This window comes from Streptomyces sp. NPDC032940 (genome assembly GCF_040636935.1).
GTDB lineage: Bacteria > Actinomycetota > Actinomycetes > Streptomycetales > Streptomycetaceae > Streptomyces.
Genome location: NZ_JBEZVJ010000049.1, coordinates 1 through 13,405 on the forward strand (window position 1 = coordinate 1; position 13,405 = coordinate 13,405).

General features: G+C 70.8%; 14 protein-coding genes. 13 read left to right on the top strand and 1 reads right to left on the bottom strand.

What is annotated here, in order from left to right:
- Positions 1-124: 124 nt before the first annotated feature.
- The gene (locus AB0E77_RS32565) at positions 125-1,312 is read right to left on the bottom strand and encodes a multidrug effflux MFS transporter (protein ID WP_361578084.1); all 1,188 of its coding nucleotides are present in this window, start codon (positions 1,310-1,312) and stop codon (positions 125-127) included.
- 653 nt (positions 1,313-1,965) lie between these two features.
- Between AB0E77_RS32565 and AB0E77_RS32570 the strand changes: the two genes are divergently transcribed.
- From AB0E77_RS32570 to AB0E77_RS32630, 13 genes are all read left to right on the top strand, one after another.
- A complete protein-coding gene (locus AB0E77_RS32570; RefSeq protein ID WP_361578087.1) occupies positions 1,966-2,733 on the top strand; it encodes an AraC family transcriptional regulator in 768 nt (255 codons plus the stop codon).
- Positions 2,734-2,849: 116 nt separating this feature from the next.
- Complete coding sequence (locus tag AB0E77_RS32575; RefSeq protein ID WP_361578090.1) at positions 2,850-3,866, top strand: type III polyketide synthase; 1,017 nt, start codon at positions 2,850-2,852, stop codon at positions 3,864-3,866.
- Between the two features lie 29 nt (positions 3,867-3,895).
- The gene (locus AB0E77_RS32580) at positions 3,896-4,453 is read left to right on the top strand and encodes a cupin domain-containing protein (RefSeq protein ID WP_361220669.1); all 558 of its coding nucleotides are present in this window, start codon (positions 3,896-3,898) and stop codon (positions 4,451-4,453) included.
- Between the two features lie 14 nt (positions 4,454-4,467).
- Entirely contained in the window at positions 4,468-5,616 is a 1,149-nt protein-coding gene (locus AB0E77_RS32585; RefSeq protein WP_361578144.1) for a DegT/DnrJ/EryC1/StrS family aminotransferase, read from the top strand.
- 76 nt (positions 5,617-5,692) lie between these two features.
- Positions 5,693-7,279 (top strand): class I adenylate-forming enzyme family protein, encoded by a 1,587-nt coding sequence (locus AB0E77_RS32590; protein ID WP_361578093.1) that lies wholly within the window; start codon positions 5,693-5,695, stop codon positions 7,277-7,279.
- A 119-nt stretch (positions 7,280-7,398) separates the two neighbouring features.
- Positions 7,399-8,415 (top strand): methyltransferase, encoded by a 1,017-nt coding sequence (locus tag AB0E77_RS32595; RefSeq protein WP_361578096.1) that lies wholly within the window; start codon positions 7,399-7,401, stop codon positions 8,413-8,415.
- Positions 8,416-8,515: 100 nt separating this feature from the next.
- Positions 8,516-9,226, top strand: coding sequence for an AAA family ATPase (locus tag AB0E77_RS32600; protein WP_361578099.1), 711 nt, complete (start codon positions 8,516-8,518; stop codon positions 9,224-9,226).
- A gap of 30 nt (positions 9,227-9,256) precedes the next feature.
- Positions 9,257-9,853: a flavodoxin family protein gene (locus tag AB0E77_RS32605; RefSeq protein WP_357801316.1), complete on the top strand. Its 597-nt coding sequence runs from the start codon at positions 9,257-9,259 to the stop codon at positions 9,851-9,853.
- A 22-nt stretch (positions 9,854-9,875) separates the two neighbouring features.
- Positions 9,876-10,289, top strand: a complete 414-nt coding sequence (locus AB0E77_RS32610; RefSeq protein WP_357801317.1) for a nuclear transport factor 2 family protein — start codon at positions 9,876-9,878, stop codon at positions 10,287-10,289.
- A gap of 68 nt (positions 10,290-10,357) precedes the next feature.
- Positions 10,358-11,371 carry an AvrD family protein gene (locus AB0E77_RS32615; protein ID WP_361578102.1) on the top strand — a complete coding sequence of 338 codons (1,014 nt, stop codon included), beginning with the start codon at positions 10,358-10,360 and terminating at the stop codon, positions 11,369-11,371.
- Positions 11,368-12,381: a beta-ketoacyl-ACP synthase III gene (locus AB0E77_RS32620; RefSeq protein ID WP_361578105.1), complete on the top strand. Its 1,014-nt coding sequence runs from the start codon at positions 11,368-11,370 to the stop codon at positions 12,379-12,381. The genes AB0E77_RS32615 and AB0E77_RS32620 overlap by 4 nt, the downstream gene beginning before the upstream one ends.
- Positions 12,382-12,410: 29 nt before the next feature.
- Positions 12,411-12,674: an acyl carrier protein gene (locus AB0E77_RS32625; RefSeq protein WP_361578108.1), complete on the top strand. Its 264-nt coding sequence runs from the start codon at positions 12,411-12,413 to the stop codon at positions 12,672-12,674.
- A gap of 35 nt (positions 12,675-12,709) precedes the next feature.
- Positions 12,710-13,363 carry an undecaprenyl diphosphate synthase family protein gene (locus AB0E77_RS32630; protein ID WP_361578111.1) on the top strand — a complete coding sequence of 218 codons (654 nt, stop codon included), beginning with the start codon at positions 12,710-12,712 and terminating at the stop codon, positions 13,361-13,363.
- Positions 13,364-13,405: the final 42 nt, after the last annotated feature.

The window sequence follows — 13,405 nt, forward strand, 5'->3', positions numbered from 1 at the left end:
CGCGCAGGGCCTCGAGGTCCGGCGTGGACGGCAGGTCGCCGAGGACCGCCGTCGACCCTGGATCGCTCGGCGATCCAGCGGGGGCTGCGGCGTGCCGCGCCGGGCGGTGCCGCCCGGCGCCGGGTCAGTGCTTCGCCTCCTCCGCGGGCCGGCCCTGCCAGGGACGGCACACGACGAGGAGGGAGACGATCGCGGCCAGCGCGCTGCCCGTCTGGACCGCGGCCATGGGCACCGCCGTGCCCTTGCCGGCGAGGCCGACGAGCAGCGTGGCGAGCGCCCCCATGGCGAAGCACGACGTGCCGATCAGCGCGGAGGCCGAACCCGCGGCGTGCGGGGTCCGGACCAGGGCGAGCGCGTTGGTGTTGGGCAGGACCAGCCCCAGCGCGGAGATCATGACGATCAGGCAGCACGCGACCGGAACCGTGCCCGCGTCGCCGAAGACGCCCGCCGTCATCGCCAGGAGCACCGACCCGGCGAGAGCGATCACGCCGAGCCCCGCCCCGAGCGCCTTGTCCAGGCGGACCCGGCCGACGAGGAGCTTGCCGTTGATCTGGCCGACGACCATCAGGCCCAGCGAGTTGAGGCCGAAGAGCAGGGAGAAGGTCTGCGGGGACGCCCCGTAGATCTCCTGGATGACGAACGGCGAGGCGGCGATGTACGAGAACAGCGCGCCGTAGGCGAAGCCGTTCACCATCACGTACCCGCGGAAGACCCGGTCGGCGACCAGGCCGCGCATGATGAACAGGGCCCCGAGCACGCCGCCGCCCCGGCGCTGCTCGGCCGGCAGGGTCTCGGGCAGCCGGCGCCAGACGAGCGCGGTGAGGGCGACGCCGATCACGGCGAGGACGAGGAACACACCCCGCCAGGCGGTGAACCGCAGCACCTGCCCGCCCAGGATCGGCGCGATGATCGGCGCGAGGCTGGAGACCAGCAGCAGCGTGGAGAAGAACCGGGCCATCTCCAGCCCGTCGTAGAGGTCGCGCACCACGGCACGGGCGATGACGATCCCGGCCGCGCCCGCGAGGCCCTGCACCAGCCGGGCGCCGATCAGCAGCTCGACACCCGGTGCGACGGCGCAGCTCACGGACGCGACGACATAGACGGCCAGCCCGATCAGCAGCGGCCTGCGCCGCCCCCACCGGTCACTCATCGGGCCTACCAGCAGCTGCCCCAGAGCCATGCCGGACAGACACGCGGTGAGCGTCAGCTGGCCCATGGTGGTGGACGAGCCCAGCGTGCGGGTGACGTCCGGGAGCGCCGGGAGGTACATGTCCATCGACAGCGGGGGCACCGCGGACAGGGCGCCCAGCATGAAGGTGACGAGGGCCCCGGTCCTGCGCAGTCTTCCGAGCCTGCCGTCGCCACCGCCAACGCCCCGCGCCGATGGCCCCGGGGACCGCTTGCTTCTGATGGTGGCTTGCTCGGCGCGAGACATTCGCCCTCCGTGTGCAGTCGTGTGCGGCTGTCGCCGATGGTGGCAGCCGAGCGCTACAGAACCGGTGGGGCGCGGGTGGCGCGATCGGCGCATCTCCGGCACGTGAACACCGCCGCAGCGGAACGCAGTTGGCGTGACCCAGGTCACTCCGGGGCGCTCTTGGCGCACCGACGCCGACCGTGTCACTATTCCGGCACGCCGACTCTGCCCAAAAACAGTCGCTGGGCGACGGGTTGAGCGCCACCCCCTCCCCTTCCGCACCCGCGTCGCCGGGTGCGTGCCAGGCCGTGTGGCGCTGTCACCAGTACTGCGACCGGACATCGTGACGGGTCCCGTGGCAGTACCCCACCGGGCCCGCCGCCGTGCTCACCAGCCGGTGCCCGGCCCCCCTCCGCTCCGGCAGGCCTGGGGCGCGCCTCTTCTCGAACTGGAGAACGAGTAGAGCCGTCGCCGGTCCGCCGGGCCGATCAGCGACCCTCGAGCGGTCCGGCCTCGGTATCGGCCACATGATTCGCCATCAGGAGCCCGTCATGGAGCACCTAGTCCAGCATGCCGTCACCACGATCCGCGAACGCTTCCGGGAACCGCTGAGCCTCGACGAGCTGGCGCGCGGCGCGATGGTCAGCAAGTTCTACTTCCTGCGCGTCTTCACCCGGGTCACCGGTGTCACTCCAGGGCGGTTCCTGTGCGCCGTGCGGCTCCAGGAGGCCAAGCACCTGCTCCTGAGCACCCCGCTCACCGTCGCCGACATCGCGGTGCGGGTCGGCTACAGCAGCACCGGCAGTTTCACCCGCCGTTTCACCGAGCTGGTGGGGCTGCCGCCCACGCAGTACCGGAAGTCCCTCAGGGAGCCCGGCGAGCACCGGGAGCCCACGCCGGCCGGAACGGCCCCGGCCGCGTCCGCGCCGGCGCCGGCCGGCCGGTGCACCGGATCGGTGACCGGGGTGCTGCGCACCGCCGGCACCCTGCTCTCGCCCGTCTACGTCGGCGCCTTCGACAGCGCCGTGCTCCAGGGCACCCCCGTCTCCTGGAGCAACGCGTCCGCGTCGGGGAGCTTCACGCTGGCCCGCGTTCCCGCCGGCACCTGGTACATCCACGCGGTGGCCCAGGGCAGACACCCCGGCGGCGCCGACGGCGCGGAAGCCACCCCGCTGACGGCCACCGTGGGCCCGGTGCGGGTCAAGGGCGGCACGGCGCACCGCGTCGGCATCACCCTGACCCCGCCGGACTGGTCCCGGCCACCGATCCTCTCCGCCCTGATGGACCTCGACCTCGACCCACAGCCGATGGCGGCGTGATCCCGGCCGGACGCTGTGCCCACTGCACGTATCCCAGGCAGACTCTAGAGAAAGCGGATCCAGATATGCCCAGGCTATGCAAGCCCGCGGTACAGGCGCCGGAACACGTCATCACCATGGAAGAGACCCTGGACTTCGCCGCCAGGGTCCACGCAGGAAAGCCGCAGCTGCCCTTGGCGCTCCGCCTCATCCGGAACACGGGCGTGCAGAAGCGGCACATCGTCCAGCCCATCGAGCAGACGCTCAAGCACCCGGGCCTGACCGAACGCAACCGCATCTACGAGGCCGAATCCAAGAGGCACACCCCCGCGGTCGTCGAAGAGGCCCTGAAGAACGCCGGCGTCGCCGCCCGCGACATCGACGCCATCATCTACGTGTCCTGCACGGGCTTCCTCATGCCGTCGCTGACCGCGTGGCTGATCAACGAGATGGGCTTCCGCCCGGACACCCGGCAGATACCCATCGCCCAGCTCGGCTGCGCGGCGGGCGGCGCGGCGATCAACCGCGCCCACGACTTCTGCGTCGCCCACCCCGGCACCAACGTCCTGATCGTCGCGGCCGAGTTCTGCTCCCTGTGCTACCAGCCGGACATGGACGACATCGGCTCGCTGCTGTCCGACGGCCTGTTCGGCGACGCGGTCGCGGCCGCCGTCGTGCGCGGCAGCGGCGGCGTCGGCATCGAGCTGGAGCGCAACGCCTCCTACCTCATCCCGCACACCGAGGACTGGATCTCCTACTCGGTCCGCGACACCGGCTTCCACTTCCAGCTCGACCGCCGGGTGCCCGGCACCATGGAGCCGCTCGCCCCGGTGCTGCGCGAGTTCGCCAAGGACCACAGCTGGGACGCGGGCAAGCTCGACTTCTACATCGTCCACGCCGGCGGCCCGCGCATCCTCGACGACCTCGCCAAGTTCCTCGAGGTCGACCGCAGCGTCTTCCGGCACAGCTGGTCCACCCTCAGCGAGTACGGGAACATCGCCAGCGCCGTCGTCCTCGAAGCCGCCCGCAGGCTGATCGAGGAGGAGACCCCCGCCGTGGGCGCCACCGGTCTCATCGCGGGCTTCGGTCCCGGCATCACGGCCGAGATGGCCCTCGGCACCTGGGCGGACCACACCCCCCAGACCGTCGACTGAACCACGCCCGGACAAAGGAAGCGACGCGTATGACTGACCTCATCGTCCCGGCCGGTGCTGGGCGCAAGCTGATCACCCCGGCCCAGGAGGTGACCTTCAAGGCCACGGCGGAGATGGGCTCCTCCGTGTCGATCTTCGAGGTGGTCGTTCCCCCCGGTTTCGACGTCGGGGCACACGTGCACAACCACTCCCAGGAGTTCTTCTACGTCCTGGACGGCGAGCTGGACCTCCTGTGCTTCGAGCCGACCGAGCGGACCACGGACACCTGGCACCACTGGACGTCCCCCAAGGGGGACCGCGTCGTCCGGGCGGCCGAGGGCAGCTGCATGTTCGTGCCGCCCGGCACCCCGCACGCGTTCCGCAACGCCACGGACAAGCCCGCCAAGATGCTCTTCCAGAGCCTCCCCTCCCCGGAGCACGAGGAGTACTTCGAGGAGATCGCGGAGATCTGGTCGCGCGGCACCACGGTGGACCCCGCGGCGGTCGAGGAGATGCGCAAGCGCTACGACGTCAGCCAGCTCACGCCGCTGCGCTTCGAACCCCCCACCCGGATTCCCGCCCAGTCGGCGGCAGAGCGCGGAGCGTAGCGGAGATGAGCACCATGGATTCGATCCCCCTGGTCCACGCGAGCCTGGGCGACCAGGAACTGGCCGCCGTCGCCGAGGTCTTCGCCTCCGGCTGGCCGGCCGGCCAAGGCCCCAAGGGCAAGGCGCTGGAGGCCCAGCTGACCCGCAAGTACGGCGTCGCCGACGCGGTCGCGGTGGCCAACTGCGGCGCCGCGCTGCACCTGGCCATGCTCGCCTTCGGCGCGGGACCGGGCGACGAGGTCATCGTCGCCGACTACGGCTTCCCGGCGCCCGCGCAGGCCGCGCTCTACGTCGGTGCCACCCCGGTGTTCGCCGACGTACGCCCCGACACCTACACCATCGACCCGCAGGCCGTGGCCGACCTGGTCACCCCCCGCACCGTCGGCATCGTCGCCGTCGACACGGTCGGCATGCCCGCCGACTACACCGAGCTCCAGGAGATCGCAGACCGGCACGGCCTGTGGCTCGTCGAGGACGCCGCCTGCGCGGTCGGCGCCACCTACCAGGGCCGCCAGGCCGGCGCGCTCGCCGAGGTGGGCTGCCTGTCCTTCCACGGACGCAAGGGCGCCTCCAGCGGCGAGGGCGGCGCGCTGCTCGCCCACGACCCGGAGATCGGCAAGGACGCGCGGCTGCGCTCCTCCTTCGGCATCGGCAGCATCTTCGACATGGGCAAGGTCGTCGGCCTGCCCATCCCGTCGTTCACCGAGGTCGGCTACAACTTCAAGCTGTCCGACATCGCCGCGGCCATCCTCCAGGTGCAGCTCGGCCGCATCGACGAACTGCTCCGGCGCCGTGACGCGGTCGCCGCGCAGTACGCCGAGCTGCTCGGCGACGACGAACTGCTGTCGCTGCCCCAGGTGCCGCAGGACCGCACACACGCCTGGCAGACCTACATGGTCACGCTGGACGCGAGCGTGGACCGCGCGGCGGTCGCCACCGAGCTGCGCGGCCAGGGCATCGGCTGCGGGGCCGGCACCTTCGCGGGCCACATCCAGCCCGTGTTCCGGGCGGAGCAGAAGTGCCCCGTCTCGCTGGACCTCTTCGAGCGCCAGATCGCCATCCCCATGCACGCCGAGCTGACGCAGGACCAGGTCGCCACCGTCGCGCAGGCCCTGCGCAGCGCCGTGCGCACCCACGCCACGTCCGGCCGGCGCGCCGCATAGCGCACGCACCGGCGACGGCAACGGCACCCGCACACCGCCCTGTCGACCTCGCAGCGTGCCCGAAGGAGAAGTGCCCATGAAGGGCTCCACAGCCTATACATCGATACAGAAGCGCGGTCTGCACATCGGCCTCCTGCCGGAGATGGCAGCCGCCGTGAACCCGACGACGCCGATCCACCTCGACCACGACCTGGAGGTCTTCCCCGAGGCGGGCCGGCGGCTGACGGTGGCCCAGTACGCCGAGCACGTCGACGACCTGGCGGCCCGTCTGTGGGCGGCCGGGGTGCGGCCCGACGAGCGCGTCGTGATCTACAAGACGGCCAACGCCGACCACTGGATGCTCGCCGCCGCGATCTCCCGCATCGGCGGCGTCGTGGTGAACCTGTCGCCCGCCCTGGACGCCAGGACGGTGGGCATCCTGATCGAGCGGGTCGGCCGGCCCACCCTGCTCACCGACGGCACCAAGCTGGACCTCCTCGCCGACGTGCCGCTGGCGGACCTCACCCGGCGGGTCCTCACCTCCGCCGGCGACCGCCCGGGCGCGACCTCGCTGGCCGAGCTGGCCGGCGCGCCGCGGGTCAAGCCGGTGGTCCGGCCGATCGACGAGGCCGCCGTCATCACCCACACCTCCGGCACCACCGGCATTCCCAAGCTCGTGGTGCACACCCCCCGCACCCAGGGCATCCGGCTGGTCCCGCAGTGGCGGCTGCTGTCGCTGATGCGCAAGAAGGAGACCGTCGCCATCCACGTGCCGTTCGTGCACTCGCGGATGGTCGCGGCGATGTCCCTGGCGCTGCTGAAGGAGTACCCGGTCCTGCTCATGCGGGAGACGGACCCCGCCGAGGTCGCCGAGACGTTCCTCGAGCACCGGCCGGCACTCATCGAGGCGCTGCCCAACTCGCTGATGGAGTGGGAGCACCTGGCCGAGGACCCGCGCGCGCCGTTCGGCTCGGTGAAGGTCTTCTCCAGCACCTTCGACGCGATCCACCCCGGCACCATGAGCAAGCTGCTCAAGGCGTCGGACCGGCGCGGGGCGCTGTTCTTCCAGATCTACGGCCAGAGCGAGGTCGGCCCGGCCGTCGGACGCGCCTACTTCCGCCGCTCCGCCCACAAGGCGAACGGCCGCTGCGTCGGCTGGGCCATGCCCTTCGGCGCGGCGCGGGTGCGCGTCGTCAGCCGCGACGGCGGGCGCCCGACGGAGCACAACCCCGGCCGCATCGAGGTCGCCTGGCCGGGCCTGGCGAAGTCGTACTTCGGGGAGCAGGAGCGCTACGACAGCAACCGCAAGGGCGAGTGGTGGGGGACCGGCGACGTCGGCTACTTCACCAGGCTGGGCTGTCTGCACCTGCTCGACCGGGAGGTCGACATGGTCCCCGGGGTGCGCAGCTCCCTGGAGATCGAGGACGTCGTCCTCAGCAAGCTGGACGAGCTGACCGAACTGGTCGTGGTGCAGGGCCCGAACTCCGAGCCGGTCCCGGTGGTCTGCACCGTCGGCGACAGGCCCCTGGACCTCGGCCGCTGGCGCGCCGCCGTCGCGGACTTCCCCCAGCTCGCCGACCCCGTCCAGCTACCGCAGGCCGAACTGCCCAGGACGGCCACGCTGAAGGTGCAGCGGCTCGAGCTGGCCCGCCGGTTCGAGAAGCAGCTTCAGGAGCGGGCATGACCCGCGGCACACCGACCGCCCGGGCGGCGGAATCACACGACCTGAAAGGGGCCACAGCCTTGACACCCGAAGCCACTCTCGCCCGCTTCCGCGAGTACATGGTGGGACCCTCGCGGTTCATGAGCCTTGTGTCGAGTTTCGAACTCGGCATCGTCGACACCCTCCGTGACCGCCCGGGCCTGACCGCGGCGCAGCTCGGCGAAGCCGTCGGCGCCAAGCCGGACGCCGTGGAGCAGCTGCTGTTCCTGCTGGTCAAGGAGGGCTTCGTCGCCTTCGACGAGGCCACCGGCGCCTACACCCTCGACGCGCTCGCGCACGTCCCCGTCAGCGACCTCAACCGGGCGCTCGCCTACATGAACCTGATCAAGGTCACGGCGCTGCGGCAGCTGTACTACCTCACCGAGAGCGCCAGGACCGGCACGATCGTGGGCCTGAAGGAGCTGTACGGCGCCGAGGGCACCCTGTACGACGCGGTCGCCGACCACCAGGACCTGAACGACGCCTGGCTGAAGCTGATGAACAACGTCACCGCCAACATCGACCCCTGGTTCTTCGACAACGTCGACATCCCGGCCGGCTCGCGGGTGCTCGACGTCGCCGGCAACACCGGCCTCGGGGCGATCCACACCTACCGCCACAAGGGCGGCCCCGGTTCCGGGCTGAAGGTGACCACCTTCGACCTGCCGGAGAAGGAGCCCGAGGCGCTGGCGAACTTCAAGGCCGAGGGCCTCGAGGAGCACCTGTCCTTCGTCGGCGGCAACGTCTTCGACGAGATCCCGCAGGGCTACGACGTCGCGCTGATCAAGCACTTCCTGGACATGTTCGACAAGAGCGACGTGGTCAGGATCCTCCAGGGCGTCAACAAGTCTCTGAACGCCGGCGGCACGCTCCACATCCTGGTGCCGGTCTACCCCGAGGACATCAAGGACACCGACAACTACAACGTCGACTTCTTCCCGGCCTTCTTCATCGGCTGCGCCATGGGCCAGGGCGGACCGCAGAAGCTGTCGACCTACGTGAGCTGGCTGGAGGAGTGCGGGTTCGAGGTGACGCAGGCCGTCACCAAGAACGCCGCGGAGATCCCGCCGGACGTCATCCCCGTCCAGGGCCTGATCACCGCGACCAAGATCGCGTGACCGGCCGGCCCCGGACCCCTTGCGCACACCCTGCCTGACCGAGGCCGTGTGAGGCAGTGCCCTGCGGCCGGCAAGGCACTGCCTCGGAGCTGGAGAACCCATGAAGATATCCGTGTCCGGGACCTACTCGTCGGGCAAGACCTCGACGGTGATGGCGCTGTCGCACTACACCGGTGTTCCGCGGTCGCTCGCCCGGACCATCCGGGAGATCATGCCGGAGGCCCTGCCGGGCGTGAAGCTCGCGGACGTGACGCCGGCGCAGTTCCTCCAGCTCACCATGCGCCGCCACACCGGCCGCGCCGTACAGGAGGCCCTGCTCGGGGACGACTTCATCTCCGACGGGTCCTCCCTGCAGGAATGGCTGTACGGGGTCGGCCGGCTCCGGTACGGCATGAACCCCAACGCCACCGCCCGGGGCGGGGACGGCCTCGAGACGACGACCGCGCAGGAGATGGAGTTCTTCGGCAAGGTCGTCGAGCAGTACGGGCTCGCCTTCAAACAGCACGTCAAAGCCACCTACGACGCCTATGTCCACCTGCGGCACGAACTGCCGATCACGGCGGACGGGCACCGGCCGATGAACAACGAGTTCCGCGCGACCGTCGACACCATGCTGCTCGCCACGCTGGACGAACTGGAGATCCCCTACCACGTGGTGGGCGGCTCGATGACGGAGCGGCTCGAGACCATCGCCCAGATCTTCGGGTGGAAGCCGGTGATGAGCCCGGCGGAGGCCATCGAGCTGGCCCGGCAGGAGTACGGCCGCCAGGACTTCCGCATGGAGCACGAACGGGTCCCGGCCCACACGTGAGCCACCCACGCATCCCGAGGAGAACGACCGATGGAAAAGCCGCCCACCATCGCCATTGCCTACCACTCCGGCAGGGGCCACACGGACGTGCTCGCGCAGTCCGTCCGAGCCGGTGCCGAGGCCGCGGGCGCCGAGGTGACCATGGTGACCGTCGACGCCATGGATGACACCAAGTGGGAGACCCTCGACAACGCCGACGCCATCATCTTCGGAGCGCCCACCTACATGGGCTCGGCGTCGGGAAAGTTCCACACCTTCGCCGAGTCGACCAACAAGCGCTGGGGGCGCCAGGCGTGGAAGGACAAGCTCGGCTCGGGGTTCACCATCGGCGCCTGCAAGGCCGGTGACAAGGACTCCACCCTCGGCTACTTCGCCACCCTGGGCGCCCAGCACGGGATGATCTGGGTCAGCCTCGGGCTGCTGCCGGGCTGGCATCTCAGCCACGAGAGCGAGAACGACCTGAACCGGCTCGGCTACTTCAACGGCGCCGCCGCCACCCTGGCCGGCGACCTTCCCCCCGACGCCGTGCACAAGGCGGACATCGCCACGGCCGAGCACCTCGGCGAGCGCGTCGTCCAGCTGACGGCGATCCACCTCGCGGGGCGTGCCGCCCTGGCTTCCAAGTAACGCACAACCGGAGTGAGTTGACATGACGACCGCGCAGCAGCAGACCACCGCGCAGACCGTGGACCTGTTCTTCGAGAGGTTCGCGGCCGGCGATCTGCCCGGCCAGCTCGAACTGTTCGCCGACCAGGTGGACTTCCGGGTGGCGGGAAGCCCCGACGTGCCCTGGACGGGGACCCGTTCCACCAAGGAGGAGATCTCCGCGTTCTTCGAGATCTTCCCGAAGGTGCTGACGGCGCCCCAGGGATTCACCCTCGGCACCCGCCTCGTCGACGGAGAGCACGCGGTGGTCACCGCCGAGGCCGTCTTCGGCGTCCTGGCCACCGGCAAGACCTTCACCAACGCCTACGCCCTGCACTTCTCCGTCGTCGACGGAAAGATCACGCGCTACCACATGTACGAAGACAGCCACGCCATCGCCGAAGCCTTCACCGCCTGACGCGGCGAGCGGCGCCGGCCGCTCCCGCCGCCCGAACTCGGAGGGGCGGTTCCTCGGCGGGAAAGGGAATGCCTGTGTCATCCCTGCAACTCGCGACCATCGACGAACTCCTCGGCCCGCGCGACAGCCGATTCCTCGGAGAGGGATTCAAACGGGTCGAACACTCGCTGACCGATCTCACGCTGTCGGGGGCGGCCGACGGCCCGGCGGGCATCGAGGCCACCGCCCATCTCGCCATCCCCGGCCTCTGGTCCCGCAAAGGCGGCCACCAGCAGAAACCGCATCTCAGCTCCATCGACGTGATGCTCTTCGCCGCCCAGCTCACCGGCCTGTACGCGGCCCACACCTACGGCCTCGCCCCCGACGCCCGCTTCGAGGTGCGGTCCGTCGACATGAAGGCCGGCCCGAGCCCGGACGAGGAGGGCCTGGAGAGCTTCCCGGTGAGCGGCCGGCTCGTCGCCGCCGATACGGACGGCGAGGACTGGTCGACCACACTGGACTGCCGCATCGGCTCACTGACGGCCCGGATACACGCCCGGCACACGGCGGGCACGCGCCCGGCCGGCACCGGCCGGACGTACCACCTGGCGGAGGAACTGCCCGGGCCCTGGAACGACCGGCCCTACGGGGTCCCGCACGGTGCGCGCCGGCAGGTGCTCACCGCAGTGGACATCACCGGCGACGGCGAGGAGGACCTGAGGGCGTCCGCCGAGGCCGCGCTCATCCCGGACGGGGCGGAGGCCGCCCGGGACGACGCGCAGGCCACCATGATCGACGCCTTTGTCGCCGCCATGCAGCTCGGCCAGGTCCTGCTCTACACGCTGGACGGCATCGACCGCGCGGGCAGCAACAACCTCTGGATGCGGCGCACCCGCATCACGGCGGACACGCCCGCACCCGCCCGCACCGGCGACGAGGTGACCGCCCGGCTCGCACAGGCCCGGCTGCTCCCCTCCCCGTCCGGCACCTGGCGGTCGGCCGAGGTGAGCGGCGCCCTGCACGGCGTGCGGACCCGGGCCTCGGTCGTCCACCTGCTCAACCCCGCTCCACGGACCGGCGGCCGGCGGGGTGAGGGACGATGAGCGCACCCGCCGCGGTCCTCGCCGGGCTCGGCGGCTACGTGCCGCCGCGCACGGTGACCAACGAGGAACTCTCCCACCGGATGGACACCAGCGACGCCTGGATCGTCCAGCGCACCGGCATCCGGCAGCGGCACTGGGCCGACCCCGGCGTGGCCACGAGCGACCTCGCCGTCGAGGCGGGCCACCGGGCGCTGAAGTCGGTGGGGGCCCTCGCACCGCACGACGTCGGCATGGTGGTCGTGGCCACCACGACCCCCGACCAGCAGTGCCCCTCCGTCGCACCCGACGTGGCCTCCCGGCTCGGCCTCGGCACCATCGCCGCCCTGGACGTGGCAGCCGGCTGTTCCGGATTCGTCTACGCGCTCGCCACCGCGTCCGCCGCCCTGGTGGCCGGGCACGCCGAGTGGGTTCTCGTCATCGGCGCGGAGACCTTCCACCCCTTCCTGAACCCCGCCGACCGCGGCACAGCGGTCATCTTCGGCGACGGTGCCGGGGCCGTGGTGCTGCGCCGCGGCACCGCCGACGAGGCCGGCGCGGTGCTGACGGTGGACCTGGGCTCGGACGGCTCCCTCAAGGACCTGGTCGGCATCCCGGGCAACGGCTCCCGGCACCGTTCCGCCGCTCGTCCGCACCACGCGGACGAGCGATACCTCTACATGAACGGCAAGGAGATCTTCCCGCACGCGGTCCGCCGGATGGCCCAGTCCTCCTCGGCCGCGCTCGCACAGGCCGGCTGGAGCGTCGACGAGGTCGACCACGTGGTCGGCCACCAGGCGAATCTGCGCATCCTGCACGCCCTGGCACAGCACCTGGGCGTGGACAAGGAGCGCGTGGTCGCCCACCTCGACCAGGTGGGCAACACCTCGGCCGCCTCCATCCCGCTGGCACTGGCCGACGCCGCCGCCAAGGGCCGTTTCCAGCTCCACGACCGGCTGCTGCTGACCGCCTTCGGCGCCGGACTGACCTGGGGTTCCGCCGCGCTCACCTGGCCGGGGACCGCCCTCGCCTGACCGCCGTCGTCCATAGGAGAGAAAGCGCCATGACGAGCCGTATCCCCGTCGAGCCGCAAGCCGTGCTCGACCTTCTCAAGACACAGTTCGACGTCCCCGCCGACACGGGCGTCGACACCGAGTTCGCGGACCTGGCCCTGGACTCCCTGGTCCTGATCGAACTGGGCGTCATCCTCACGAAGCAGTGCGGCGTCGACGTGACCGGGGACGAACTGGCCACCGCGGGAACCGCCGCCAAGGCCGCCGAGCTGCTGTCCGACAGGGGTGCGCACAGCACCCCTTCCGCACGGTGACGAAACCACAGACGACGAAACGAAGGGACATCCCGGTGACCACCTTGATGCTGCTGCCGGACGGCATGCGCCGCTGGTCCGAGAAGTACGGCGTCTCCCTCGACGACGGTTACGCGGCGATGGGGGACAAGCTGATCGAGTTCATGGACTGGGCCCGCGAGGAGGGCGTGACCAAGCTCTACGTCACGGCCTCCTCCGCCGCCAACCACAGCCGGCCCGAGGCCGCCGTGATCACGTTCATGAACGCGTTCAACGACGTGGTCCGCCGCATCCACGACACGTACAGCTTCGACTTCTCCGGGTCCCTCGACCTGGTGTCCCCGCCCTACATCTCCGAACTGGAGGAGCTGCGGGACAAGTCGGCCAAGGACGCGGACTTCACCCTGCACTACATCCTGGGCATGTCCCTCCAGCACGAGGTCATCGGCCTCTTCAACAGGCTCAACGGGAAGATCCCGGAGCTGACCGAGGAGATCCTCGCCGAGAACGCGTACGTTCCCACGCAGGTGGACTACCTCATCCGCACCGGCGGTGCGACCCGGATGTCGTCCTTCTTCCCGCTCATGTCCCCGTACGCCGAGCTGTACTTCTCCCCGGTCCTGTTCCCCGACATGACGCGCGCCGACTTCGACGCCGCTCTCCAGGACCTGCGGGGGCGGGACCGGCGCTTCGGCGGCTACCCGGCATGAGCCACCGCCGCACCGCACCCCATGAACAGGCGTCAGGGCCGA

Excerpts from the sequence above, each read along its gene's own strand:
- AB0E77_RS32565 (WP_361578084.1), bottom strand. The coding sequence starts at position 1,312 with ATGCTGGGCGCCCTGTCCGCGGTGCCCCCGCTGTCGATGGACATGTAC.
- AB0E77_RS32570 (WP_361578087.1), top strand. The coding sequence starts at position 1,966 with ATGGAGCACCTAGTCCAGCATGCCGTCACCACGATCCGCGAACGCTTC.
- AB0E77_RS32575 (WP_361578090.1), top strand. The coding sequence starts at position 2,850 with ATGGAAGAGACCCTGGACTTCGCCGCCAGGGTCCACGCAGGAAAGCCG.
- AB0E77_RS32580 (WP_361220669.1), top strand. The coding sequence starts at position 3,896 with ATGACTGACCTCATCGTCCCGGCCGGTGCTGGGCGCAAGCTGATCACC.
- AB0E77_RS32585 (WP_361578144.1), top strand. The coding sequence starts at position 4,468 with ATGGATTCGATCCCCCTGGTCCACGCGAGCCTGGGCGACCAGGAACTG.
- AB0E77_RS32590 (WP_361578093.1), top strand. The coding sequence starts at position 5,693 with ATGAAGGGCTCCACAGCCTATACATCGATACAGAAGCGCGGTCTGCAC.
- AB0E77_RS32595 (WP_361578096.1), top strand. The coding sequence starts at position 7,399 with ATGAGCCTTGTGTCGAGTTTCGAACTCGGCATCGTCGACACCCTCCGT.
- AB0E77_RS32600 (WP_361578099.1), top strand. The coding sequence starts at position 8,516 with ATGAAGATATCCGTGTCCGGGACCTACTCGTCGGGCAAGACCTCGACG.
- AB0E77_RS32605 (WP_357801316.1), top strand. The coding sequence starts at position 9,257 with ATGGAAAAGCCGCCCACCATCGCCATTGCCTACCACTCCGGCAGGGGC.
- AB0E77_RS32610 (WP_357801317.1), top strand. The coding sequence starts at position 9,876 with ATGACGACCGCGCAGCAGCAGACCACCGCGCAGACCGTGGACCTGTTC.
- AB0E77_RS32615 (WP_361578102.1), top strand. The coding sequence starts at position 10,358 with ATGCCTGTGTCATCCCTGCAACTCGCGACCATCGACGAACTCCTCGGC.
- AB0E77_RS32620 (WP_361578105.1), top strand. The coding sequence starts at position 11,368 with ATGAGCGCACCCGCCGCGGTCCTCGCCGGGCTCGGCGGCTACGTGCCG.
- AB0E77_RS32625 (WP_361578108.1), top strand. The coding sequence starts at position 12,411 with ATGACGAGCCGTATCCCCGTCGAGCCGCAAGCCGTGCTCGACCTTCTC.